Source organism: Streptomyces sp. ISL-96, from assembly GCF_018614035.1.
Taxonomy (GTDB): domain Bacteria; phylum Actinomycetota; class Actinomycetes; order Streptomycetales; family Streptomycetaceae; genus Streptomyces.
The window spans coordinates 154810-175836 of sequence record NZ_JAGGPA010000005.1 but is presented as its reverse complement, the minus strand read 5'-3'; the positions used below and the strand labels follow the sequence as shown (position 1 = coordinate 175836).

The 21027-nt window shown below is 70.2% G+C and carries 16 protein-coding genes; 7 read left to right on the top strand and 9 right to left on the bottom strand.

Annotated elements, in window-relative coordinates:
• Positions 1 to 17 precede the first annotated feature (17 nt).
• Together J7E96_RS03690 and J7E96_RS03685 are read right to left on the bottom strand one after the other, a co-directional pair.
• A complete protein-coding gene (locus tag J7E96_RS03690) occupies positions 18 to 2066 on the bottom strand; it encodes an NADPH-dependent 2,4-dienoyl-CoA reductase (RefSeq protein WP_215127361.1) in 2049 nt (682 codons plus the stop codon).
• Between the two features lie 60 nt (positions 2067 to 2126).
• Positions 2127 to 2537, bottom strand: coding sequence for a MerR family transcriptional regulator (locus J7E96_RS03685; protein WP_215127359.1), 411 nt, complete (start codon positions 2535 to 2537; stop codon positions 2127 to 2129).
• A gap of 139 nt (positions 2538 to 2676) precedes the next feature.
• Between J7E96_RS03685 and J7E96_RS03680 the strand changes: the two genes are divergently transcribed.
• Positions 2677 to 4167 (top strand): SulP family inorganic anion transporter, encoded by a 1491-nt coding sequence (locus J7E96_RS03680; RefSeq protein WP_251069330.1) that lies wholly within the window; start codon positions 2677 to 2679, stop codon positions 4165 to 4167.
• A gap of 20 nt (positions 4168 to 4187) precedes the next feature.
• Here the strand turns inward: J7E96_RS03680 and J7E96_RS03675 are convergent, their stop codons facing one another.
• The 3 genes from J7E96_RS03675 to J7E96_RS03665 all read right to left on the bottom strand — a co-directional run bounded on the left by J7E96_RS03675 (position 4188) and on the right by J7E96_RS03665 (position 6676).
• Positions 4188 to 5372 carry a serine hydrolase domain-containing protein gene (locus J7E96_RS03675; RefSeq protein ID WP_215127357.1) on the bottom strand — a complete coding sequence of 395 codons (1185 nt, stop codon included), beginning with the start codon at positions 5370 to 5372 and terminating at the stop codon, positions 4188 to 4190.
• A gap of 128 nt (positions 5373 to 5500) precedes the next feature.
• Positions 5501 to 6076 carry a TerD family protein gene (locus J7E96_RS03670; protein WP_215127355.1) on the bottom strand — a complete coding sequence of 192 codons (576 nt, stop codon included), beginning with the start codon at positions 6074 to 6076 and terminating at the stop codon, positions 5501 to 5503.
• A gap of 141 nt (positions 6077 to 6217) precedes the next feature.
• Positions 6218 to 6676 (bottom strand): GNAT family N-acetyltransferase, encoded by a 459-nt coding sequence (locus J7E96_RS03665; RefSeq protein ID WP_251069329.1) that lies wholly within the window; start codon positions 6674 to 6676, stop codon positions 6218 to 6220.
• 169 nt (positions 6677 to 6845) lie between these two features.
• Here J7E96_RS03665 and J7E96_RS03660 point away from each other — a divergent pair, with 169 nt between their 5' ends.
• Together J7E96_RS03660 and J7E96_RS03655 are read left to right on the top strand one after the other, a co-directional pair.
• Complete coding sequence (locus J7E96_RS03660) at positions 6846 to 7601, top strand: GNAT family N-acetyltransferase (RefSeq protein ID WP_215127352.1); 756 nt, start codon at positions 6846 to 6848, stop codon at positions 7599 to 7601.
• Positions 7598 to 8431 carry a 1-acyl-sn-glycerol-3-phosphate acyltransferase gene (locus J7E96_RS03655; RefSeq protein WP_215127350.1) on the top strand — a complete coding sequence of 278 codons (834 nt, stop codon included), beginning with the start codon at positions 7598 to 7600 and terminating at the stop codon, positions 8429 to 8431. Before J7E96_RS03660 ends, J7E96_RS03655 begins: the two co-directional genes overlap by 4 nt.
• A gap of 160 nt (positions 8432 to 8591) precedes the next feature.
• Here J7E96_RS03655 and J7E96_RS03650 read toward each other — a convergent pair whose 3' ends face one another.
• The 3 genes from J7E96_RS03650 to J7E96_RS03640 form a co-directional block, all read right to left on the bottom strand.
• Positions 8592 to 12104 carry a S8/S53 family peptidase gene (locus tag J7E96_RS03650; RefSeq protein ID WP_215127348.1) on the bottom strand — a complete coding sequence of 1171 codons (3513 nt, stop codon included), beginning with the start codon at positions 12102 to 12104 and terminating at the stop codon, positions 8592 to 8594.
• Positions 12101 to 14221, bottom strand: a complete 2121-nt coding sequence (locus tag J7E96_RS03645) for a M14 family metallopeptidase (RefSeq protein WP_215127347.1) — start codon at positions 14219 to 14221, stop codon at positions 12101 to 12103. Before J7E96_RS03645 ends, J7E96_RS03650 begins: the two co-directional genes overlap by 4 nt.
• 176 nt (positions 14222 to 14397) lie before the next feature.
• Positions 14398 to 15033, bottom strand: a complete 636-nt coding sequence (locus tag J7E96_RS03640) for a TetR/AcrR family transcriptional regulator (RefSeq protein WP_215127345.1) — start codon at positions 15031 to 15033, stop codon at positions 14398 to 14400.
• A 175-nt stretch (positions 15034 to 15208) separates the two neighbouring features.
• On the opposite strand from J7E96_RS03640, the gene J7E96_RS03635 reads away from it, so the two are divergent.
• The 3 genes from J7E96_RS03635 (at position 15209) to J7E96_RS03625 (ending at position 18805) form a co-directional block, all read left to right on the top strand.
• Entirely contained in the window at positions 15209 to 16747 is a 1539-nt protein-coding gene (locus tag J7E96_RS03635; RefSeq protein ID WP_215127343.1) for an APC family permease, read from the top strand.
• 36 nt (positions 16748 to 16783) lie between these two features.
• The gene (locus J7E96_RS03630) at positions 16784 to 17923 is read left to right on the top strand and encodes an agmatine/peptidylarginine deiminase (RefSeq protein ID WP_215127341.1); all 1140 of its coding nucleotides are present in this window, start codon (positions 16784 to 16786) and stop codon (positions 17921 to 17923) included.
• 81 nt (positions 17924 to 18004) lie between these two features.
• A complete protein-coding gene (locus J7E96_RS03625) occupies positions 18005 to 18805 on the top strand; it encodes an SAM-dependent methyltransferase (RefSeq protein WP_308295824.1) in 801 nt (266 codons plus the stop codon).
• A 24-nt stretch (positions 18806 to 18829) separates the two neighbouring features.
• Here J7E96_RS03625 and J7E96_RS03620 read toward each other — a convergent pair whose 3' ends face one another.
• Positions 18830 to 20302 (bottom strand): ATP-binding protein, encoded by a 1473-nt coding sequence (locus J7E96_RS03620; RefSeq protein ID WP_215127340.1) that lies wholly within the window; start codon positions 20300 to 20302, stop codon positions 18830 to 18832.
• Between the two features lie 452 nt (positions 20303 to 20754).
• Between J7E96_RS03620 and J7E96_RS03615 the strand changes: the two genes are divergently transcribed.
• A complete protein-coding gene (locus J7E96_RS03615) occupies positions 20755 to 21009 on the top strand; it encodes a hypothetical protein (protein WP_215127338.1) in 255 nt (84 codons plus the stop codon).
• The last annotated feature ends 18 nt before the right edge of the window (positions 21010 to 21027 follow it).

Sequence of the window (21027 nt, the reverse complement as noted above, 5' to 3'; positions counted from 1 at the left end):
CTAGGCAGGGCTCCCCGTCACAGGGTGGCCGCCAGCTCCGTCCCCTGCCGGATCGCGCGCTTGGCGTCCAGCTCGGCGGCGACATCGGCGCCGCCGATGAGGTGCACGGGCAGCCCGGCGGCGAGCAGCGTGTCGTACAGCTCGCGGCGCGGTTCCTGCCCGGTGCACAGGACGACCGTGTCGACGGGGATCAGCCGCTGCTCGCCGTCGACCGTGACGTGCAGTCCCTCGTCGTCGATACGGTCGTACGCCGCGCCCGCGACCATCGTGACGCCGCGGTGCTTGAGCTCGGTGCGGTGGATCCAGCCGGTGGTCTTGCCGAGCCCGGCGCCGACCTTCGTGGCCTTGCGCTGGATCAGGGTGACGGTGCGGGTCTGCGGGGCGCGGACCGGGGCCTGGAGGCCGCCGCGCGTGCCGTACTCCATGTCGACGCCCCACTGGCGGAAGAACACTTCGGGGCTGAGGCTCGCCGAGTCGGTGCCGGCCGGGTCCGACGACGTATCCGTCAGGAACTCCGCCACGTCGAAGCCGATGCCGCCCGCGCCGATGACCGCGACGCGGTCGCCCGCCTTCGCGTCGTCGCGCAGGAGGTCGAGGTAGCTGACGACGCTGGGGTGGTCGATGCCGTCGATCTGCGGAATGCGCGGGGTGACGCCGGTGGCGAGGACGATCTCGTCGAAACCGGCGGCGGTGAGGGATTCGGCGGTGGCGTGCGTGCCGAGACGTACCTCTACGCCGTGCTCGTCGAGCTGGTTGCGGAAGTAGCGCAGCGTCTCGTTGAACTCCTCCTTGCCCGGCACCTTGCGCGCGATGTTGAGCTGGCCGCCGATCACGTCGGAGGCGTCGTACAGCGTCACCGTGTGGCCGCGCTCGGCGGCCGTCACCGCGCAGGCGAGCCCGGCCGGACCGGCGCCGACGACGGCGACGCGCTTGGAGCGGCGGGTGGGGGAGAGGACCAGCTCGGTCTCGTGGCAGGCGCGCGGGTTGACCAGGCAGGAGGTGATCAGGCCGCTGAAGGTGTGGTCGAGGCAGGCCTGGTTGCAGCCGATGCAGGTGTTGATCGAGTCGGAGCGGCCGGCCGCCGCCTTGGCGACGAAGTCCGGGTCGGCGAGGAAGGGGCGGGCGAGCGAGACCATGTCCGCGCAGCCGTCGGCGAGCAGTTCCTCGGCGAGCTCGGGGGTGTTGATGCGGTTGGTGGTGACGAGGGGGATGTTGACCGAGCCCATGACCCGCTTGGTCACCCAGGCGTACGCGCCGCGCGGCACGGAGGTCGCGATGGTGGGGATGCGGGCCTCGTGCCAGCCGATGCCGGTATTGATGATGGTCGCGCCGGCCGCCTCGACCTCACGGGCGAGCGTGATGACCTCGTCGAGGGAGGAGCCGCCGGGGACCAGGTCGAGCATCGACAGCCGGTAGATGAGGATGAAGTCCGGGCCGACGTGCTCGCGCACGCGGCGGACGATCTCGACCGGGAAGCGCATGCGGTTCTCGTACGAGCCGCCCCAGCGGTCGTCGCGGTGGTTGGTGTGGGCGGCGATGAACTCGTTGATCAGGTAGCCCTCGGACCCCATGATCTCGACGCCGTCGTAGCCTGCCGACTTCGCGAGTCCGGCCGTACGGACGAAGTCCTCGATGGTCTCCTCGACCTCGGCGTCGGTCAGGGCGTTCGGGGTGTACGGGCTGATGGGGGCCTGGATCGCGCTGGGGGCGACGAGGTCGGGGTGGTAGGCGTACCGGCCGAAGTGCAGGATCTGCATCGCGATCCTGCCGCCCTCGCGGTGTACGGCGTCGGTCACCTGCCGGTGCTGCGCGGCCTCCTCGGGCGTGGTCAGCTTCGCGCCGCCGGGGTAGGGGCGGCCGCGGTCGTTGGGGGCGATGCCACCGGTGACCATGAGGCCGACGCCGCCGCGCGCGCGGGTCGCGTAGAACTCGGCCATGCGCTCGAAGCCGCGCTCGGCCTCTTCGAGTCCGACGTGCATCGAACCCATCAGCACGCGGTTGGGGAGCGTCGTGAAGCCCAGGTCGAGGGGGCTCAGGAGATGCGGGTACTCAGTCGTCGGACTCATGCCGCAATGTGTAGTCCACGCGGGACGTGTTGTGCAACAAGTTGCATAAAGGTCGTGGTGTTACTTCGGCAACATCCGCGACGACGGCGTGCGCTCGTGCAGGGTGCGGGCGAATTCCTCGGCTCGTTCCAGCTGGGTCCGCAGATCGCTCACGCGCTCGGCGGCCGCCCGCTCGAAGCCCCGTACGCGCTCCAGCAGCGCCTCCCGCTCGTCGTCCGCCGGCGGCTCGGGCGCGTCGAGCCGGTCGGTGGCGTCCAGCAGGTCCCGCATCTGGTCCAGCGTGAATCCGAGCGGCTTCATGCGGCGTACGACCATCAGGCGCGCGACGTCGGCCTCGGTGTAGAGGCGGAAGCCGCCCTGGGAGCGGGCGGACGGGGTGACCAGGCCGGTCTCCTCGTAGTGCCGGATGGTCCGCAGGGACAGCTCGGTCCTGGCCGCGACCTCGCCGATCTGCATGTGCTTGCTGTCCACGCCCGGTGGCCTCTCGTCCGTCGTCGTACGCCTGTCGTCGTACGCTCGTCGCGATCTCTACCCTAACGTCAGGGTAGAGTTGCTCCGCGCCGGTGAATGCCGGTCCCGGTTCCCCCTGCGCACGACAGGCTCTATTCTCTTGCCCTCCTTCGCCCTGCCCCGCCCGGTCCGCCCCGTCTGGCTCTCCCCCAAGGTCTTCCGTACCGAGTTCCTGGCCGGGCTGGTGGTCGCGCTCGCGCTGATCCCCGAGGCGATCTCGTTCTCGATCATCGCCGGTGTCGACCCGAGCATCGGTCTCTTCGCCTCGTTCACCATGGCCGTCACCATCGCGTTCGTCGGCGGCCGGCCGGCGATGATCTCGGCGGCGACGGGAGCGGTGGCCCTGGTCATCGCCCCGCTCAACCGTGAATACGGCCTCGGGTATCTGATCGCCTGCGTCATTCTCGCGGGCGTCTTCCAGATCGTTCTCGGTGCGCTGGGCGTTGCGAAACTGATGCGGTTCGTGCCGCGCTCGGTGATGGTCGGATTCGTCAACTCGCTCGCGATCCTGATCTTCATGGCCCAGGTGCCGGAGCTCACCGACGTTCCGTGGATGGTGTATCCGCTGGTCGCTGCCGGGCTGGCGCTCATGGTGCTCTTCCCCCGGATCACCAGGGCGGTTCCGGCGCCGCTGGTCTCCATCGTCATCCTTACGACGGTCACGCTGGCCGCGGGCATCGCCGTACCGAATGTGGGGGACAAGGGCGACCTGCCGTCGTCCCTGCCGGTCCCGGGCCTGCCGGACGTGCCGTTCACATTCGAGACGCTGAAGATCATCGCGCCGTACGCGCTGGCGATGGCGCTGGTGGGCCTGATGGAGTCGCTGATGACGGCCAAGCTGGTCGACGACATCACTGATACGCACTCCAGCAAGACCCGTGAGTCCATCGGCCAGGGCATCGCCAACATCGTCACCGGGTTCTTCGGCGGCATGGGCGGCTGCGCGATGATCGGCCAGACCATGATCAACGTCAAGGCCTCGGGTGCGCGCACCCGCCTCTCGACGTTCCTCGCGGGCGTTTTCCTGATGGTGCTGTGCATCGTCTTCGGGCCCGTCGTCTCGGACATCCCGATGGCGGCACTGGTCGCGGTGATGATCCTGGTCTCGGTGGCCACGTTCGACTGGCACTCCATCGCGCCGAAGACGCTCAAGCGGATGCCGCTGGGCGAGACCACCGTCATGGCCGTCACCGTGCTGTGCGTGGTGGCGACGCACAACCTGGCCATCGGTGTGGTCGTCGGTTCCATCACGGCCATGGTCATCTTCGCCAAGCGCGTCGCGCACCTGGTCGATGTCACCGCTGTCACCGACGAGGACGGCGGCCGGATCGTCTACACGGTCACCGGCGAGCTGTTCTTCGCGTCGTCCAACGAGCTGGTCGAGCAGTTCGACTACGCGAAGGGCGGACCGGAGCGGGTGGTCATCGACCTGACGGTTGCGCACGTCTGGGACGCGTCGTCGGTCGCCGCGCTGGACGCGATCACGACGAAGTACGAACACCGGGGCAAGACGGTCGAGATCGTCGGCCTGAACCTCTACAGCGCCAAGATGCACGGCACGTTGAGCGGCGAACTCGGCGGCGGCCACTGAGTGACGGCTTCGCCACGCTGTCAGCGCGTGCTGTAAACGGCTTCCACCAGTGCCATCTTTCGTGGGTCGTCGGCGATGTCCGGTCCCATGCGGTTCATGACGTACCCCATGCTGATGCCCGCCTCGGGGTCGGCGAGGCCGCAGGAGCCGCCGAAGCCGTCGTGGCCGAAGGCCCGTGGGTTGGGGCCGTACGAGCCGCGCGGGCCACTCAGCCACAGGCCGAGCCCGATCTCCGTGTCGTGGCCGAAGCCCGCGCCGAGCACCAGATCCCGGCAGCTGCCCTGCCCCTCGCGGGCCCGCTCGGCGGCCTCGGGGGAGAGCACGCGGGTCTCGCCGGAGCGGCCGCGGCGGGCGAAGATCTCGTACAGGGCGGCCACCGCGCGGGCCGTGCCGTGGCCGTTGGCCGCGGGGATCTCGGCGGCCCGCCACTCGGGGGTGTTGGCCTGGGCCGCTCCAGGGCCAGGGTTGAGCAGGGCCGCGAGGGCGACCGGCTGCAGGGCGGCGAACAGCGCCGCCTGCTCGCTGGTGGGCTCGGCCCGGGGGTGCACCAGCTCGGCGGCCCGCCCGGCTTCCTTCTCCGGCAGCCCTATCGTGAAGTCGATGCCGAGCGGCCCGGTGACCTCCCGGTGCAGGAACTCCCCCGGAAGCAGGCCCGTAACGCGCCGGACGACCTCACCGACCAGGAAGCCGTACGTGATCGCGTGATAGCCGGACTGGGTGCCCGGCTCCCACCAGGGCTCAGTCGCCGCCAGCCGCGCGCAGGTCAGCTCCCAGTCGTACAGCTCGGCGAAGGTGTGCGGCTCACGCAGCCCGGCCAGCCCCGCGCGGTGCGACAGGAGATGGCGTACGGGAATGGCTTCCTTGCCGGCGGCTGCGAACTCCGGCCAGTACGAGGCGACCGGGGCGTCGAGGTCGAGCAGCCCGCGGTCGGACAGCAGATGGGCGCACAGCGCCGTCGGGCCCTTGGTCGTCGACCACACGTTGACCAGGGTGTCCCGCTCCCACGGCCGGCTGCGCGCGGCGTCGGCCCAGCCGCCCCACAGGTCGACCACGGTCTCCCCGTCGACCAGCACGGTCACGGCCGCGCCCAGTTCCCCGCGCTCCCGGAAGTTCTCCTCGAACGCGGTGCGCACGGCGGCGAACCGGTCGTCGCAGTGGCCGTGGATCTCCGGTACGGGCACGGGCTGGGGCGTGGGCTGGCTCATGGGGCCCTCCGGGCGGCAGTCGGGTCCCAGGAACGTACCGACTGGTCGGACTGGTGGGAAGGTGCCGCGCACGGCCAACCGGGCTGTCCGTACCGGTCTCCCGGCACGGACAGCCCCGCGGCGGCGTATCAGATGTTGACGCCGAAGTCCGTCGCGATGCCGCGCAGGCCCGAGGCGTACCCCTGGCCGACGGCACGGAACTTCCACTCCGCGCCGTTGCGGTAGAGCTCGCCGAAGACCATGGCGGTCTCGGTCGAGGCGTCCTCGGAGAGGTCGTAACGCGCGAGCTCCTTGTTGTCCGCCTGGTTGATGACCCGGATGAAGGCGTTGCGCACCTGGCCGAAGCTCTGGCCGCGGCTCTCGCCCTCGTGGATCGACACCGGGAAGACGACCTTGTCGACCTCGGCGGGCACCGTCGACAGGCCCACCTTGATCTGCTCGTCGTCGCCCTCGCCCTCACCGGTGAGGTTGTCACCGGTGTGCTCCACCGAGCCGTCGGGGCTCTTGAGGTTGTTGAAGAAGACGAAGTGCTGGTCCGACACGACCTTGTTGTTGACATCGACCAGCAGGGCGCTGGCATCGAGGTCGAAGTCGGTCCCGGTCGTGCTGCGTACGTCCCAGCCCAGGCCCACCGTGACAGCGGTCAGGCCGGGGGCCTCCTTGGAGAGCGAGACGTTGCCGCCCTTGGAGAGACTGACACCCATGAAGATCCCTGCTCAATCCGGCGCGGGCCGCGCCCTTTGACGATCTCTTTGCCCAATCCGCCAACGCTTGCGCGCCCCGCTCAGTTCCCGTCCGGTCCCCTCAGTCCTCCGAATGGCCGCGCAATGGCCGCGCAACCGGGGTCAGCGAACCGGAATAACGAGCTCCGGGCGGTCCCACATCACGGCGGGCGGACTGGCGAGCTCGGTTCCGGTCCGCTCGGCGCCCACGCTCAGGTAGAAGCCCTCGGCGGGCGGGTGCGACACCACGCGCACGCCGGTGATCCCCGCCTCCCGCGCCTCGCCGACCATGTGTGCGACGAGCAGGCGGCCGATGCCGAGGCTTTGGGCGGAGTCGGCGACGAACATCAGGTCCAGCTCGGGCGGGTCGAGCACGAGAGAGTAGAACCCGAGCACCCGGTCGTCTTCGGAGTCGACGGCCACGAAGACCCGGTGCGTCTCGATGTAGTCCGGCCCGACCCGGTAGCCCGCGACCATCGGGGCGTACGGGCCCTCGTAGGCGCGCGAACTCCGCACGAGCCGGGTGAGCCGCCTAGCGTCCCGTGCGGTCGCCCGCCGGACGCTTGTAATGCGTGGAGCCATACAGAGAGTATTACTCATCCCTCGCGTCGAAGGCGAAAGCCGCCCGGTCCCTGAACCCCGCTGTTCATTCCACGGATCCGGCGGCCGGCCCTCCCTGTCACCGGCCCGACCGTCGCCGCCGCCATGCTCCTTTGGCGATCGGCCCCGACCGGACGGAGAACGCCGCCCCATGCGCCCCATAACCACCGCCCCCGCCACCGCCCTCACCAGTTCGTACGTCACCTCCATCGCGGACTCCAAGGAGCAGATCCGGGCAGCGCAGCGGCTGCGGTACCGGGTCTTCGGCGAGGAGATGGCCGCGACCCTCGACTCGCCCCTGCCCGGACACGACATCGACGCGTACGACGAATTCGTGGACCACCTGATCGTCACTGACAGCACGACCGGCGAGGTGGTCGGCACCTACCGGCTGCTGCCGCCGGGACGGACCGAACGCTCCTACTCCGACAGCGAATTCGATCTGCGGGCGCTCGACGGCCTGCGCCCGGCCATGATCGAGGCCGGCCGCTCCTGCGTACACCCGGACCACCGGTCGGGCGCGGTGATCAACCTGATGTGGTCCGCGCTCGCCCGTTACGTCCTGCTCTCCGGCCACCGCTACCTGGCCGGCTGCGCCTCCGTACCCCTGTCGGACGGTGGCAGGGCCGCGGCCGGCGCCTGGCTGCTCGGTACGGCGAAGCACTCGTCACCGCCCGAGCTGCGGGTGCACCCCCGCCGGCCGTGGATGCCCGCCGGGCTGACGGCGGAGCAGCCCAGTTACGCCGGTCTGCCGCCGCTGCTGCGGGGCTACTTCAGGCTCGGCGCGTGGATGTGCGGGGCGCCGACGCATGACCCCGAGTTCGACGTCGCCGACTTCTTCGTTCTGCTGGACATGGACCGGCTGGGGGACCGCTACCGCCGCTTCTTCCTGGGCGGAACTCCGTGAACCCGGGGGGCGTCAGCCCCTGGGCCGTGGACGCGGGCTGCACTCCGCACTGCGCCGCCCATGCGGCTCCCCGGGTGCCGGTGGCGGAGTCGGTACGCCGCTGCGCCGCGCTCGCGTACACGATCGCCCGGGGCGTATCGAGGGGCGAGCGGCTCGCCGAACCGGACCTGCTGCGGGGCCAGGCCAGAAGCATCCTGGCCGCTCTGGGCATAGGGCTGGCGGCGAGCCCGGTACCGCTGACCGTGCCCGGCAGCGGTACGGGCACCCTGATCGTGGCCAACCACATCTCCTGGCTCGACGTCGTCGCCGTACTCGCCGTGGAGCCCGTGACCCTCCTCGCCAAGCGGGAGATCGGCCGGTGGCCGGTCGTCGGCACCCTGGCGCGGCGGGTGGGCACGCGCTTCATCGACCGCGATGGCCTGCGCGAACTGCCCTCGGCCATGGCCGACTTGGCGTCGGCGCTGCGCTCGGGGGAGTCCGTGCTGGTATTCCCCCAGGCCACCACGTGGTGCGACGCACCGGGCGGCCGGTTCCGGCGGGCGGCGTTCCAGGCGGCGGTGGACGCGGGGGCGGCGGTCCGGCCGGTGACGATCGCGTACGAGCAACTGGGCGCGCCCAGCACGGTGGCGGCGTTCCTCGGCGACGAGGGCTTCGTCACCTCGCTGCGGCGGGTGGCGGGCGCGTCTGCCCTGACCGTACGGATCACCTCTCACCCGCTGCTTCCGCTGACGGACCGGCGCTCCTTGGCCGCCGAAGCCAGGGCGGCGGTCGCCGGCGCGGAGCGGGGTTGCCTGCGGCGCCTTTCCCCACCCCGCCCCTTCCCGCTGTGACATTTGCGGCTCCGCCGCGTGGGGGGCAAGCCCCCAGACCCCCGGGACGCCCTCCGGGCGTGGCCTCAAATGCCGGCCGGGCTGGATATGCGGCACCCTCCAGCCCCTCCGGCGTTTGAGGAGCGGGGTCTGGGGCGGGGCCCCAGTTCCCCGCCCGCGATCACCGCACCCGCACCCGCACCGCCTCCCGTGCTGTTTCCGTGCCGCGCTCCACCAGGCGCGCTACGACCGTCTTGTGGCCGCTGCCGTACGCCGACGTCGCGAAGCCGAACGACCACTCGTCGACGCCCGTCGCCTGCCGCCACGAGGCCGGATCCACCGGGGCGTTACGGTCGACCACCTGCCACTCGACCCGCGCGTCGGGCGTCACGCGGAACGCCGTCCGTACGACCGCCGACGGCGTGCCGTCCCGTACCGCACGGACGTACAGCACGTGCTCTCCGACGCCCAGCCTCCCGACCTCCGCCTGCCAGGTACCGGTCGCCTCGTCGAGCTGCGCCGACACCGGCGACGAGCCGAACGACTCGTCGTCCACCGACACCTGCACCCGCCGGGTCTCCGGCCGGCCGCCCACGCCGTCCGGATCGCTCCCGAGGTCCGGGAAGGCGTACCCGCCACCGGCGACGACCGTCTCACTCGCCGCGAGCTGCGAACCGTCCGAGGGGGAATCGACCGTGACGCCGAACTCCAGCCCCGTCGGCGGCAACGGCGCCGGCTCGACCGACACCCTCGACGCGTGAGAGTCCTCGTAACCGATCTCCGTCAACGCTGTGTTGTCCATCAGCAGCTGTACGGACAGCTGCTCGCCCGTGAACGCCGGCCGCGCGGTGGCGAATTCGATCGCGAACTTCACCCAGCACGGAGCTCCCGCGCCGCCGCAGAGCACACTCCCGACCACCGGTTGCGTCGCGGCCTTCCCGCGGGCGATCTCCCGGTCGGTGGCGAGGAGGACCGCGGTGGGCGTTACCACCGCCGGGGCGCGCGTCCGTACGTACAGCTCGGCGCGCACCCGGGATCCGCTCGCCAGCGGCTCGCTCAGGTCGTCCGTGGCCGGGTACGCCGACACGGGGAGGTACGGCGCCGCCGACGAAAGGGTGTCCCCGGCCGGGCAGCCGTCCGGGTCGCCCGCGCTGTCGGTGCGGTCCATGGTGCGTTCGCCGGCGCAGTCCGGCCGCTGGTGCAGGTAGTAGTGGAGTGCGTCGGCGGAGAGTGGGCCGCCCGCCGGTCGCGTATCGCCGCCGCTCCGCGCCTTCAGCACCGTACGCAGGACTCCCAGCGAGCCGTCCAGCGTCGCCACGTCATCGAGCCCCGCCGACACACCCGACGGCAGCGGCGCGGGGTCCTCGGTGCCGTCGCCGTCCCGGTCGTAGCCGCCCCAGACGCTGTCCCGGATCGCCCGGTCGGCAGCGAAGAAGTCGTCCTCCACCGGCCGTTCCGGCAGCAGCGCACGGCCCAGCAGGACGTCCACCGCCCGGCGCCCGCTCTCGGGTGTCGCCGCGCCGTACCCCTCGAAGAGCACATTCGCGGGCGTGTACGGCGCTCCCGCCGGCCAGGACGGCGACGGCAGGTTGTCCTTGCCCAGCGGGAAGGCGTTCTTGAGCACGGCCTCGCGCAGTTCGCCGCGGGTCAGTTTTCCGTCCTGGAGGTAGACGCTGCCTTCCAGCGCCGCTCCCTCGGCGACGACTTGACCAGCCTTCTGGCCGGCCCGCGCGTCGCCGATCGCCTCCCGCACCCGCTGGAGCGTCGTACCGAAGACACCCGCCGTGTACGGCGTCGCCGCCGACGTCCCGCTGAACTGGTCCTGGCAGTACACCGCCGTATGGCAAGCGGACGGCAGGCTTCCGATGCCCCACGACGACAGGTGTACGGGGATCCCGTCGCCGACGACCGCCCGCTGGTCGTTGCGGCGCAGCGCCCCGACGGTGATGTTCCAGTCCGGCCCCGTCTGGTCGGAGTGCCAGGTGCTGACCGGCACGTCGAAGGCGTTGCCGACGCCGTTGCCCGCCGCGAAGAGGACGGTCTGCCCGCGCTCGGCGGCCTTCTTCGTGGCCTCCTCGCCGCTGACGACAGGCCCCACGGGCGCGCCGCCGACGTAACCGAACGAGTGCGAAGAGATGTCGATCCACGGGTACTTCACCGCGACCGTCTCGTCCAGCCCCTCCACCATGACCAGCAGGCAGGACGGGCAGTAGCCGTAGCGGTTGCCCGCCGAAACCGACGCCGAGCCCGTGCCGTGCCCGTGGTCGTCGAGGACCGGGTGCGCGCCGTCCATGCTCGACGAGTACGCGCCGATGATCTTCGTGCCGGGGATCCAGTGGAGCGTGCCGCCCGTCGTCCGCTCCGGCGTCCACAGGCTCTTGTCCTCCTCGGGCAGGTAGCCCTTGCCGAGGGTGACGGGGATCGCCGGTGCGGCGGCCGGGTAGCCGGGGATGTACTCCGACGGGTGGCGGGTGAAGTTCTTCGTCAAGGCCAGCACGTCGGGGTCCGGGTACGTCCGCGCGGAGAACTCCAGGTGGTACGGGTTGATCCCGGTGTCCGCGATGCCGATCACCGTGACGGGCGGCCCGGCGGCGAGCCGGTCCGCCGTACCCACGAGGGCCGAAGTCGTCTCGCGCCGCTCCAGGCCCTCGGCGTCGGTCACCTTCAGCGTGACCAGGTGCCGGCCCTCGGGAAGCGAAGGCGTGACGGCGGCCCCGGCGCCGTCGTCGAACTGCCCGTCGCCGTCCAGGTCCCAGGCCGCCCGCACGGGATCGGCGCCGCCCGAGACCGAGCCGGTGAGCCGCTGCTCGGCGCCGGTCTCGAACTCGTACGGCCCGCCCGCCTTCACCACAGGACGCGGATCGGCCGGCCGCGTACGCGCCACTACCTCCGCCGTCACCTCGTCGGTCACCGTGGCCCACTTGACCGCGACGACCTTCCACGTCCCCGCGACCGGCGAGGACACCGACGTACGCTCAGGGTGGTCACCCGACTCCGACTGCGCCACGACCTCGCCGGACGGGTCGGCGACGCGCAGGTCGTAGTCCTGTGCCGTCGTCTTCCACGACAGGGTTACGTCGAAGGACCTCACCCCGGCCGGCACGGTGAAGGGGAACTCCACGGCTTGCCCGGCGGGGAAGACGCCCGGCGTGGCGTCGGTCTTGGTCTCCTTGAGCAGCCGGTCCGAGGTCTCCTCGACCACGACGACCTTGACGCCGTCGCTGACCGTGGTGCCGCGCGCGTCCGTGACCGACAGACGGAGATCGTACGTCCCGGCAGCGAGGCCCGTGGTGTCGAACTCCGCACTCGCCGAATCCGCGCCGACGACCTTGCCGTACGCCGCCGACCAGTCCCAGGTGTACGGCGCCGTACCGCCGTGCGCCGCGCCGAGCAGCACCGCCTTCTCGCCCGTGGCGACGAAGGCGCTGTCACCGGCGTCGGCGACCAGCGGCGCGGGCTCAACAGGCCCACTCGGCGCGCCCGGTCTCGCCGTCCCGGCGACCGTCACGTCGCCGCCGATCGCCTTCGGCACCTTGCCGTCGACGACTTGCTGCCCGCCGACGGTGTTGATCGCGACGTCGGCGGTGCTTGTCGTGGCCGAGGCCGAGCTCGGGCTCGCCGAGAGGGGGACGAGGAGAAGAAGCGACGCGACGACGGAGGCGATCCGACCCGTCCGTACGCGGGCGGCCGTCATCCGGTCGCCCACTTCTGCGCGCAGAGGCCGAGGTCCGCCTTGACCTGCTGGTTCCGGTCAACGACGACCGGCAACTGCTGGAGGACTTTGCCGTTCTTCTCGCAGGACAGCGTCCAGTTCTCGATCAGGCCGCCCTCGGTCCGCTCTGTGGCGTCGAACAGCGCGGCGGTCATCGTCCAAGACGGCGCGACCGACGCCCAGTTCTCCACCCGCAGCACGTACGTCCCCTGCTCCGGGTCCTCCAGGAACACCCGCTCCTTCACCCCGACACTGCCGGCCGAGCTGCCGGCCTCGGTCAGCGTCCCGTCGGCGTTCTTGCGGAACACCCGCAGGTCGAGGTCGTCGGGCGTCGGCCAGTCCAGCTTCACCTCGAATACGTCGGCCGCCCGGTCGACGGTGAACTCCTTGTCCGTCGGCATGGCCGGCAACGTCGTCCCGGTGAACGTCGCCCGCTTCAGCGGCTCAGAGGAAATCACCTTGATCTGCTTGGCCTTGACCGCCGGGCGGGTCGACGGATTCACGTGCCAGCTGTACTTGCCGCCCGGCCCGACCACCATCGTGGTGTCGAGCGTGTCCTTGATCGCCCCTGACCAGGTCTGCGTCGCGAAGGTCTTCTTCAGCCGCAGCGTGGCACCGGCCGGCGCCTTGCCGGCGATCACCGCGTGCGTACGCGCGTCAACCGCGTGCTCCAGCGCGATGAGGTAGGCCTCCCGGTTGCCCTTCCCCGCGAACTCACCGGCGCCGAGGTACTCGTCGATCACTTTCGGGAACGGCGGGTGGAATTCGTCGGGCCCGATCTCGAAGGTGTAGCCGAAGCCGCCCGTCGCGTTGTAGGACCAGTCCTCGGTCGAGCCGGTGGTGTCGTACAGCTGCCAACTGTGCTGACTGGTATAGCCGTTCTGCGCCGCCATCCGGTCGCCGAGGTCCTTCAGGGCCGCCTCGTCGGGCGGGTCGCCGATGGGCTGCCCGTCGGGGCCGGTGGTGTCGGGCGCGACGCCGTTCGGACGCAGTACAAGGTTGGAGAAGGTGTGGTTGGTGATCAGAGCGGTCACCTGCCGCCCACTCACCAGCTCGCGGATGTTCTGCGTCTCCGGCTCCGAGAACGGCCCGGCGCCCCGGTAGGTCGCCTGGACCGGCTCGGCGGCCGCGCCCGGGCCGCCCCAGAATCCGCCGTAGTTACGGTTGGGGTCTACGCCCGCCCCGAAGCCGCCCGGACTGGACACCAGCGCGCATTCGCCCGCCACCGGTGCCTGACCGTCGACGATGCGGCAGTTCTTGCGCTTGTACGCGTTGCCGGGTGTGGCCAGGATCGACCCCGTACCGCCGTCGTCGACGGACCGCAGATCGATCAAGTGCCCGTCGTTGACCGACTTCTCGAACCCGTCGGCGTTGACCACGGGCACGACCACCACGCGGGACTTCTTCAGCAGGTCGGTGATGCGGGTGTCGGTGCCGTAGTTCTTGACCAGGTCGTAGGCGAACTCGATGGCGTGCTCACCGGACGGCCATTCGCGTGCGTGATGCACACCCATCATGAGGAAGACGGGCCGGCCGTCCTCCGCGTCCCGCACGTTGTGCCCGATTTCCACGCCGTAAATGGTCTTGCCCTCAAGGCTCTTGTGGTTGAGGGCGAACTTCTTCACGATGTCGGGCCGGATCGCGGCCAGCCGGCCGAGGTCGTCGTTGTAGTCGGCGAGTTTGCGGTACGTGTCGCGCCCGGACGGCAGCGGTGACTCCTGGGTGGCGGCGGCGTAGGCGCGGTTGGCAGCGTTGTTGTGGGACTCGCGCTCGGCCAGGTCCGGTATGCGTACGTTCCAGGTGAGGCCGGCGGCCCGCAGGGCGTCGGCGTCGGCGGCGCGGTGCAGGACCACCTCGACGTAGTCGTGGCCCGCGTGCTCGGTCAGGTCGAGGCCGAGGCTGACCAGGCGGGTTTTCGCGGCGCGGTTCGGCGTATCGACGGTCACCAGCTGGACCCGGAAGCCGTCGGCGGCACCGGCGGCATCGGCAGCCCCGGCGGGCGGGGCGATCACGGCGGGAAGCAGGCCGAACGCGGCGGCGCTGACGGCTGCGGCGGCGAGCGTGGTGCGTCGGCGGCGAGGTCGGAACGAAGCGGTCACATGAACTCCTGCCAAGTGAGCCCTGCCCGGGAACCCCGCGTCTCGTGGACGGCGGAGGGGCCGGTCGATGTCCGATCGGACAAGTAACCGGGACCGTAATCACGGGCTATGGCATGCACAAGACATGTAACGGAATCTCCGCGTCCTGTTTTGCGGACACTCCGCCGACCGCGCTGTTACGACGCCGTGAGCTGGGCGGCGAGGCCGTCGAGGATGAGGCGCAGGCCGAGTTCGAAGCCGCGGTCGTCGAGGGCGGCGAGGCCGCCGGGCCGGGCGTCCGACGACTCCAGGGAGTCGGCCAGGGCGGGGTAGTCGGGGTGGTAGCCCGCCGGGGCGCGGGTGAAGCCGGCGGCGAAGGTTTCGAGGGCGGAGCCAAGGACGAGGTAGTCGAAGGCGGCGGCGGCCTCGGCGGCCCGCGCCGGGGTGCAGCCCGCACGAATGAGGGTGGCCAGCAGCGCGTCGTAACCCCGCAGGGCCTTGTCGGCCTCGACGCGGCGGCGGGCGACCAGGGCGATGACGTTCGGGTAGCGCAGGTATACCCGGCGGTATCCGCGGGCGTACTCGGTGAGGCCCTTGCGCCACTGCGGGTCCTGGAGCGGGCGGAGGTCGATCTCCTCGTTGATGAGCTCCGAGGCCGCGTCCAGCAGGTCGTCCTTGGAGGCGACGTGGTGGTAGAGCGAGGCGCCGCGGACCCCGAGCCGCTCGGCGAGCGACCGCATCTTGAGGGCCTGAGGGCCTTCATCCTCGATCAGTTCCAGCGCGGCACGCGCGATGATCGCGCGGCTCAGCAGCGGCTGACTCGGTCGGGCCATGGTCGCGGCTCCCCCTCTTTCGCCGGTCAGGTTACTCGGCGGCAGGGGCTTCACAAGCGGCCGGGGGCGCGTTACGGTCCCCGGAGCCCGTAAACCTAACAAGGTTAGATTTAGGTCGGCAGTGCGATGCCGGCCGACCGCTTCCGTCGCCACCCTCTGCCCTCCGAGGTGCACCGTGCCAGAACCCCAAGCCGTCCAAGCCGCCCAAACCGACCACGACACAGACTCCGCCCGCCTCAGCGACCTGGGATACAAGCAGGAGCTGCGACGCAGCCTCGGCATCCTCGGGAACATCTCCATGGGCTTCGCCGTGGTCTCGCCGGTGGTCGCGCTGTACGCGGTGTCCATGGTCGGCACGATGATCGGCGGACCCGCCTGGGTGTGGGCGCTGCCGGTCGTCCTGCTCGGCCAGTGCCTGGTCGTCAACGTCTACTCGGAGCTGGCGTCCCAGTGGCCGCTGACCGGCGGCCCGTACCAATGGGGACGACGGCTTCTCGGTCCGACCTTCGGGTGGATGAGCGGCTGGGTGTGGCAGTTCGCGGTGATGTTCGGCAACACCACGGTGGCCTACCTGGCCGCGCCCTGGGCCTTCGCCCTCGTCGGCGTCACGCCCACGCCGGGGACGATGGTCACGGTGGCCGCCGGCATCCTCTTCGGCTGCATGCTGGTCAACGCCTTCGGCATCAGGATCCTCAGCTGGTTCGTGTCGCTGGGCATCGCCGCCGAGGCGGTGGCGTCGGTACTGGTCGGCTTCGCCCTGCTGCTGTTCTTCCGCGAGCACGGTTTCGCGATGTTCACCGAGACGCTCGGGGCCGAGCAGCTGTCCGGCGGCTCCACGGCAATGGCGTTCCTCGCCGTACTCGCCGTCGCCGGCTGGGGCTTCATCGGCTTCGACGCCTGCGTCTCGACGGCCGAGGAGACCAAGGACGCCGGCCGGCAGGTGCCGCGAGCCATGTGGTGGGCGCTGCTCAGCGTCGGCGCCGTCGTGATCCTCAACGCCATGGCGGTCGCCCTGGCCCACCCCGACCCGGCGGCCGTGGTGGCGGGGGAGGACCTGGACCCCGTAACGACCGCCGTGATCTCGTCGTTCGGCTCCTGGTCCGACAAGCCGTTCGTGCTCGTCGTCCTGATCGGCTTCCTCGCCTGCGCCATGGCGTCCCAGGGCGGCGCCGCCCGCGGAGTGTACTCGCTGGCGCGCGACGGCGTCTTCCCGCTCTCCCGGTACGTACGGAAGGTCAACCGGCGCCAGGCGCCGATCGGCGGGCTGATCGCCTCCACCGTGGTCAGCTGCTCCGGCCTGCTGCTCGGCCTGAACGCCACCGCGATCGGCAGCCTGATCGCCTTCGGTACGGCGGCCACCTTCCTGCCGTTCTTCCTCGTCTCGCTGGCCGCGCTCGTCGCCCGCCTGCGCGGCACCTGGGTGCCCTCCGGTCACATCCGCCAGGGACGCAAGGGCACGTTCCTCAACGTGCTGGCGGTGCTGTGGACGGCCTTCGAGGTCGCGAACGTCTGCTGGCCCCGCGCCATCCTCGCCCCGCCCGGCGCCCCCTGGTACCAGGTGTGGGCCGGACTGCTGGGCACCGGCGTCGTGATCACCGCCGGTCTCCTCTATCTGCTCACCAAGCGACCGCAGGACAAGCTCCGCGCCGCCGACCGGACGGCGGCGGATGCGAGCGCGGAGCAGCGTGCCGAACTCGCGCCCGAACCTTCCTGATCTCCCTGTCTCCCTCAGCCAACAAGGAGTGTTGTTATGAACGTGAACGTCAACGTCAACGAGCCCCGGATGTCCAGGAGAGGATTCGGCGCAGCCGCGCTGACCACCGTGGCGGCCACCGCCTTCGGCGGCCGCGCCTTCGCCGCCGCTCCGACTGCCGCGCAGACCGAGGAGCAGTACACCGCACCGGCCGAATGGGAGCCGCACTCCGGCTGTGTCATGGCCTGGCCCTGGGACCGGACGATCGGCTGGGGCGGACTGCTCCCCGACGTCCAGGCCGAGATCGCCGGTATCGCCAGGAGCATCGCCCGGTTCGAACCGGTCACCATGGTCGCGGAGCCCGGTCAGGCCGCGGAAGCGCGCCGCCAGTGCGGCAGCACGGTCACCGTCATCGAGTACCCGGTGAACGACTGCTGGACCCGCGACACCGGACCTGTCTTCACCCTGAACGCGTCGAAGACCCACAAGACCGGGCTCGACTTCGGCTTCAACGGCTGGGGCAACAAGTACCCGTACGACAAGGACGACTTCCTGCCGGTCGGCGTGTGTGAGTACCTCGGTGTCCCGCGCAAGGACGTCTCCATGATCCTTGAGGGCGGCGCGGTCATCACCGACGGCCAGGGCACCCTCATCACCACGGAGGAGTGCCTGCTCAACCCCAACCGCAACCCCACCATGACCCGCGCCCAGATCGAGGCGGCTCTGCTGGCCGCGTACGGCGCCACGAAACTCATCTGGCTCCCGTACGGCCTCAACAACGACGACGTCACCAACGGACACGTCGATCTGGTCGCCGCCTACCTGGGCCCGGCCAAGCTCCTGGTCCACACCCAGCCCGACACCACCAGCCCCAACCACGCCCGGATGGCGGCCAACCTGGCTGTCCTCCAGGGCACCACCGACGCTCGGGGCCGCCGGTTCGAGGTGGTGGAGATGCGCCACCAGCCCCACTTCCGGCACAACGGGCTGCTCGTGGAGACGTTCAGCTACACCAACTACTACGAGACGAGCGGCAGCGTGGTCGTCCCCGTAGCGAACGAACCAGCGGACACGCTCGCCCTCGCCCAGTTCCGTACGCTCTTCCCCGGCCATGAAGTAGTCGCCGCCCCGGCGCGCACGCTGGCCTACGGCGGCGGCGGGGTCCACTGCGTAACCCAGCACGTTCCTCGCGCGTAGAGCCTGCCGTCCTGGGGCGTAACCCGCCTATATAGGCTGCGCGTTGACCTTGAACTGAGCGTGACTCCAAAAGGGGGCCCCGTGGCCGAGCAGCACCGCGACAGGATCAACACCGCGCAGCCTCATACGGCACGGATCTGGAACTACTGGCTGGGCGGCAAGGACAACTACCCGGTCGACCAGGAGGCCGGTGACCAGATCCGCAAACTGCACCCGGGCATCGGCGACTACGCCCAGGCGGACCGGCTGTTCCTCGGGCGGGCGGTGCGGCATCTGGTCGCCGACTGCGGGATACGGCAGTTCCTCGACATCGGCACCGGCCTGCCGACGGCCGACAACACCCACGAGGTGGCCCAGCGGCTGGCACCGGAAACCCGCGTCGTCTACGTCGACAACGACCCGCTGGTGCTCGTCCACGCACGCGCCCTGCTCACCAGCACACCCGAGGGGAGCACCGACTACCTCGACGAGGACCTGCGCAACGTCGACCGGATCCTGGAACACGCGGCGAAGACCCTGGACTTCAGTCAGCCGGTCGCGCTCGTGCTGCTCGGCGTGGTCATCTTCCTGGAGGACGACGCCCAGGCGTACGGCATCGTCAGCCGCCTGATGGACGCGCTGCCGTCCGGGAGCCACCTGGTCCTCTCGCACACGATCACGGATCCGGCGATGCCCGATGTGGACGCGGCGGTCGCGTTCTGGAACGAGCACGGCACCCCGAAGCTCACCCAGCGCACTCCCGGCCAGGTCACCCGTTTCTTCGACGGCCTGGAGCTCCTGCCCCCCGGCGTGGTGTCGTGCAGCCGCTGGCGCCCCGAGCCGGACGCCAACGGCGTACCGGCCGAGGTGGCCATGTACAGCGGCGTAGCCCGCAAGCCCTGAACAGCAGCCAGGGCCCCGGCTCCCTCAGTTGCGGCCGTACAGCTGGGCCAAATCGATGAGCTGGACGTCGGGGGAAGTCTGGGCGGCCGCACGGAGCTTATCGTTGAATCCTGCTCCGCTGAAGCAGAGCAGGCGGGTGTGAGCGGTGTCGAAGCGTCCGGCCTGGGTGATGAGGTCTCGGATGTGCTGAAGTCGCTCCAGGTGGGCGATGCCCATGGTGTCGTTCCACTTGGCTTCGCCGATCGCCAGCATTGGGGCCTTGGTGCCGTCGGCGATGCCGATGGCGGCGACGTCGACTTCGTACCCTTTGCGGGCCTTTGGGTCGTGGACGATGCCATGCCCGACGCGGGCGGGCAGTCCTCCGAGACGGTCGGGGTCGGCGTGGTGCAAGGCCCAGTCACGGCAGACCTGTTCGAAGTGCGGGCCGAGGATGTTACTGGTGAAGCGCCGACGGCTGGCCTGCCAGACGCGGGCGGCGTTGCCGGGACGCTCCAGCTGGTCCCAGACCGGGCGCATGATGGCGTGGTAGAAGGCGATGAGAGGCTCGGCGATGCGGTAGGTGGGCCGGTTCTCGCGGAAGACGTCGGCGTCGCGGTGGAGCAGCCCGGCGTCTTCGAGGACGTTGATGGGGTGTGCGATGTCGGTGGCCTTGCGCTCGAGATAGCCGGCCATACCGCCGCGGGTCGCGTTGCCTTCGGCAACGGCGGCCAGGACCGACAGGTAGAGGGTCGTGTCGCGTAGATCGGGTTCCTCTGCCAGGAGGTAGCGGGCCTCGCGGAACAGTGGGGTCTCGGGGTTGAGAACGGTGCGGGTGACCCAGCTGTCGAAGTCGTCGGGGCCGCTGGGGCTGTCACCGCGTGCGAATTCGCGACGATAAGCGGGCGTACCGCCGACGACGGCGTGGACCTTCAGGGCGAGGCGCGGGTCGCTGATCTCCCAGAAGTCGGCAGCGAGCCGGTGGTCGAGGGGGTGCACGAGGAGATCGAGGCCGGCGCGGCCTCGCAGTGGAGCGTTTCCGGCGAGGAGTCTGCCCATGAACGACAGTGCCGAGCCGCACAGGAGCAGCCGGGAGCGGGAGGAGGTGCGCTGTTCACGAAGTGGCCGAAGAGCTTCCTGGAACAGGGAGGGCAGCTCGGGGTTGGCCTTGGCGAGGTACGGGAACTCGTCGATGACCACGGGGACGGGACGTTCCCGGCCGAGCGCGAGCAAGGCGTCGATGGCCTCGGCCCACGTGGCGAAGTGGTACGGGCTGGCGGGGCGCGAGTGCTCCGTCAGGGCTGTGCTGATCCGGCGTAGCGATTCGGTGTCCGTGGCCTCGGTGGCTCCGAAGTAGAAGCCCCCCGCAGCGCGGCAGGCCGCGTCCAACAAGAACGTTTTGCCCCGTCGGCGTCTGCCAGAGACCACGCCGAGGGTGGCGCCGGGCTGCGAGTCGGTAATGAAACGTTGCAGCGCGGCCCATTCGTAGTCACGGTCGAACATGTCGGAGGGCTTGTCCACCAGACTCCCTGAGTAATAGGGGTACACCTCTATAAAGTGTAAACCCCTATTGCTAGGCACGCGGCGGTCCCTGCGCGACTCGCCGCGCGAAGCGTCGATCGTCTTCGGTCAGAAATCGACATGCGGTGTGACGGGGATGGGCGAGTGGCAGACTCGGCGGCGGATGCTGCGCTTATGTCGGCCCCGCACTCCCATGATCTTCGCCGGAACCATCCGGTGGATCACGCCCAGTTGGTGCCAAACCACTTCATCGTCACGAAGGGTGGGTGCCGGGCGCGCCGGGGGAGCGGATCGAACAGCGGTCTCTTCATCTGTCGCCGTTCCGGGCGGACATGAGGGAGTGTGGCACTGGACCACCTCGTACGCAGGTTGCCCGGCCCACCGTCTGCGGCGCCTGACCGGGCGCCGGTGGCCAGGTCGGCACTTGCCGCACCGCGTATGGCGAGGTGTTCATGACATATCCTCAACCGCCCGTACCCGACCGTGAGTCGGGTGTGTACGTCCCTCATGGCGCGATCTACGACGAAGTCCGCGAGCTGAGGAAGGACGTTACGAGACTCCAGACACAGACTGAGACCCTGCTCGACGAGAATAGAGAGCTGAAGCAGTCGGTGAGTTCGTCCGAGCGTGAGCGCTTGGTGATGCGGATTTTCGTAGGTCTGATCGTTGCGGTCGTCACGACGATTGCTTCGACGTTCATCGCCTGATCCGGAACGCGAGGTCTC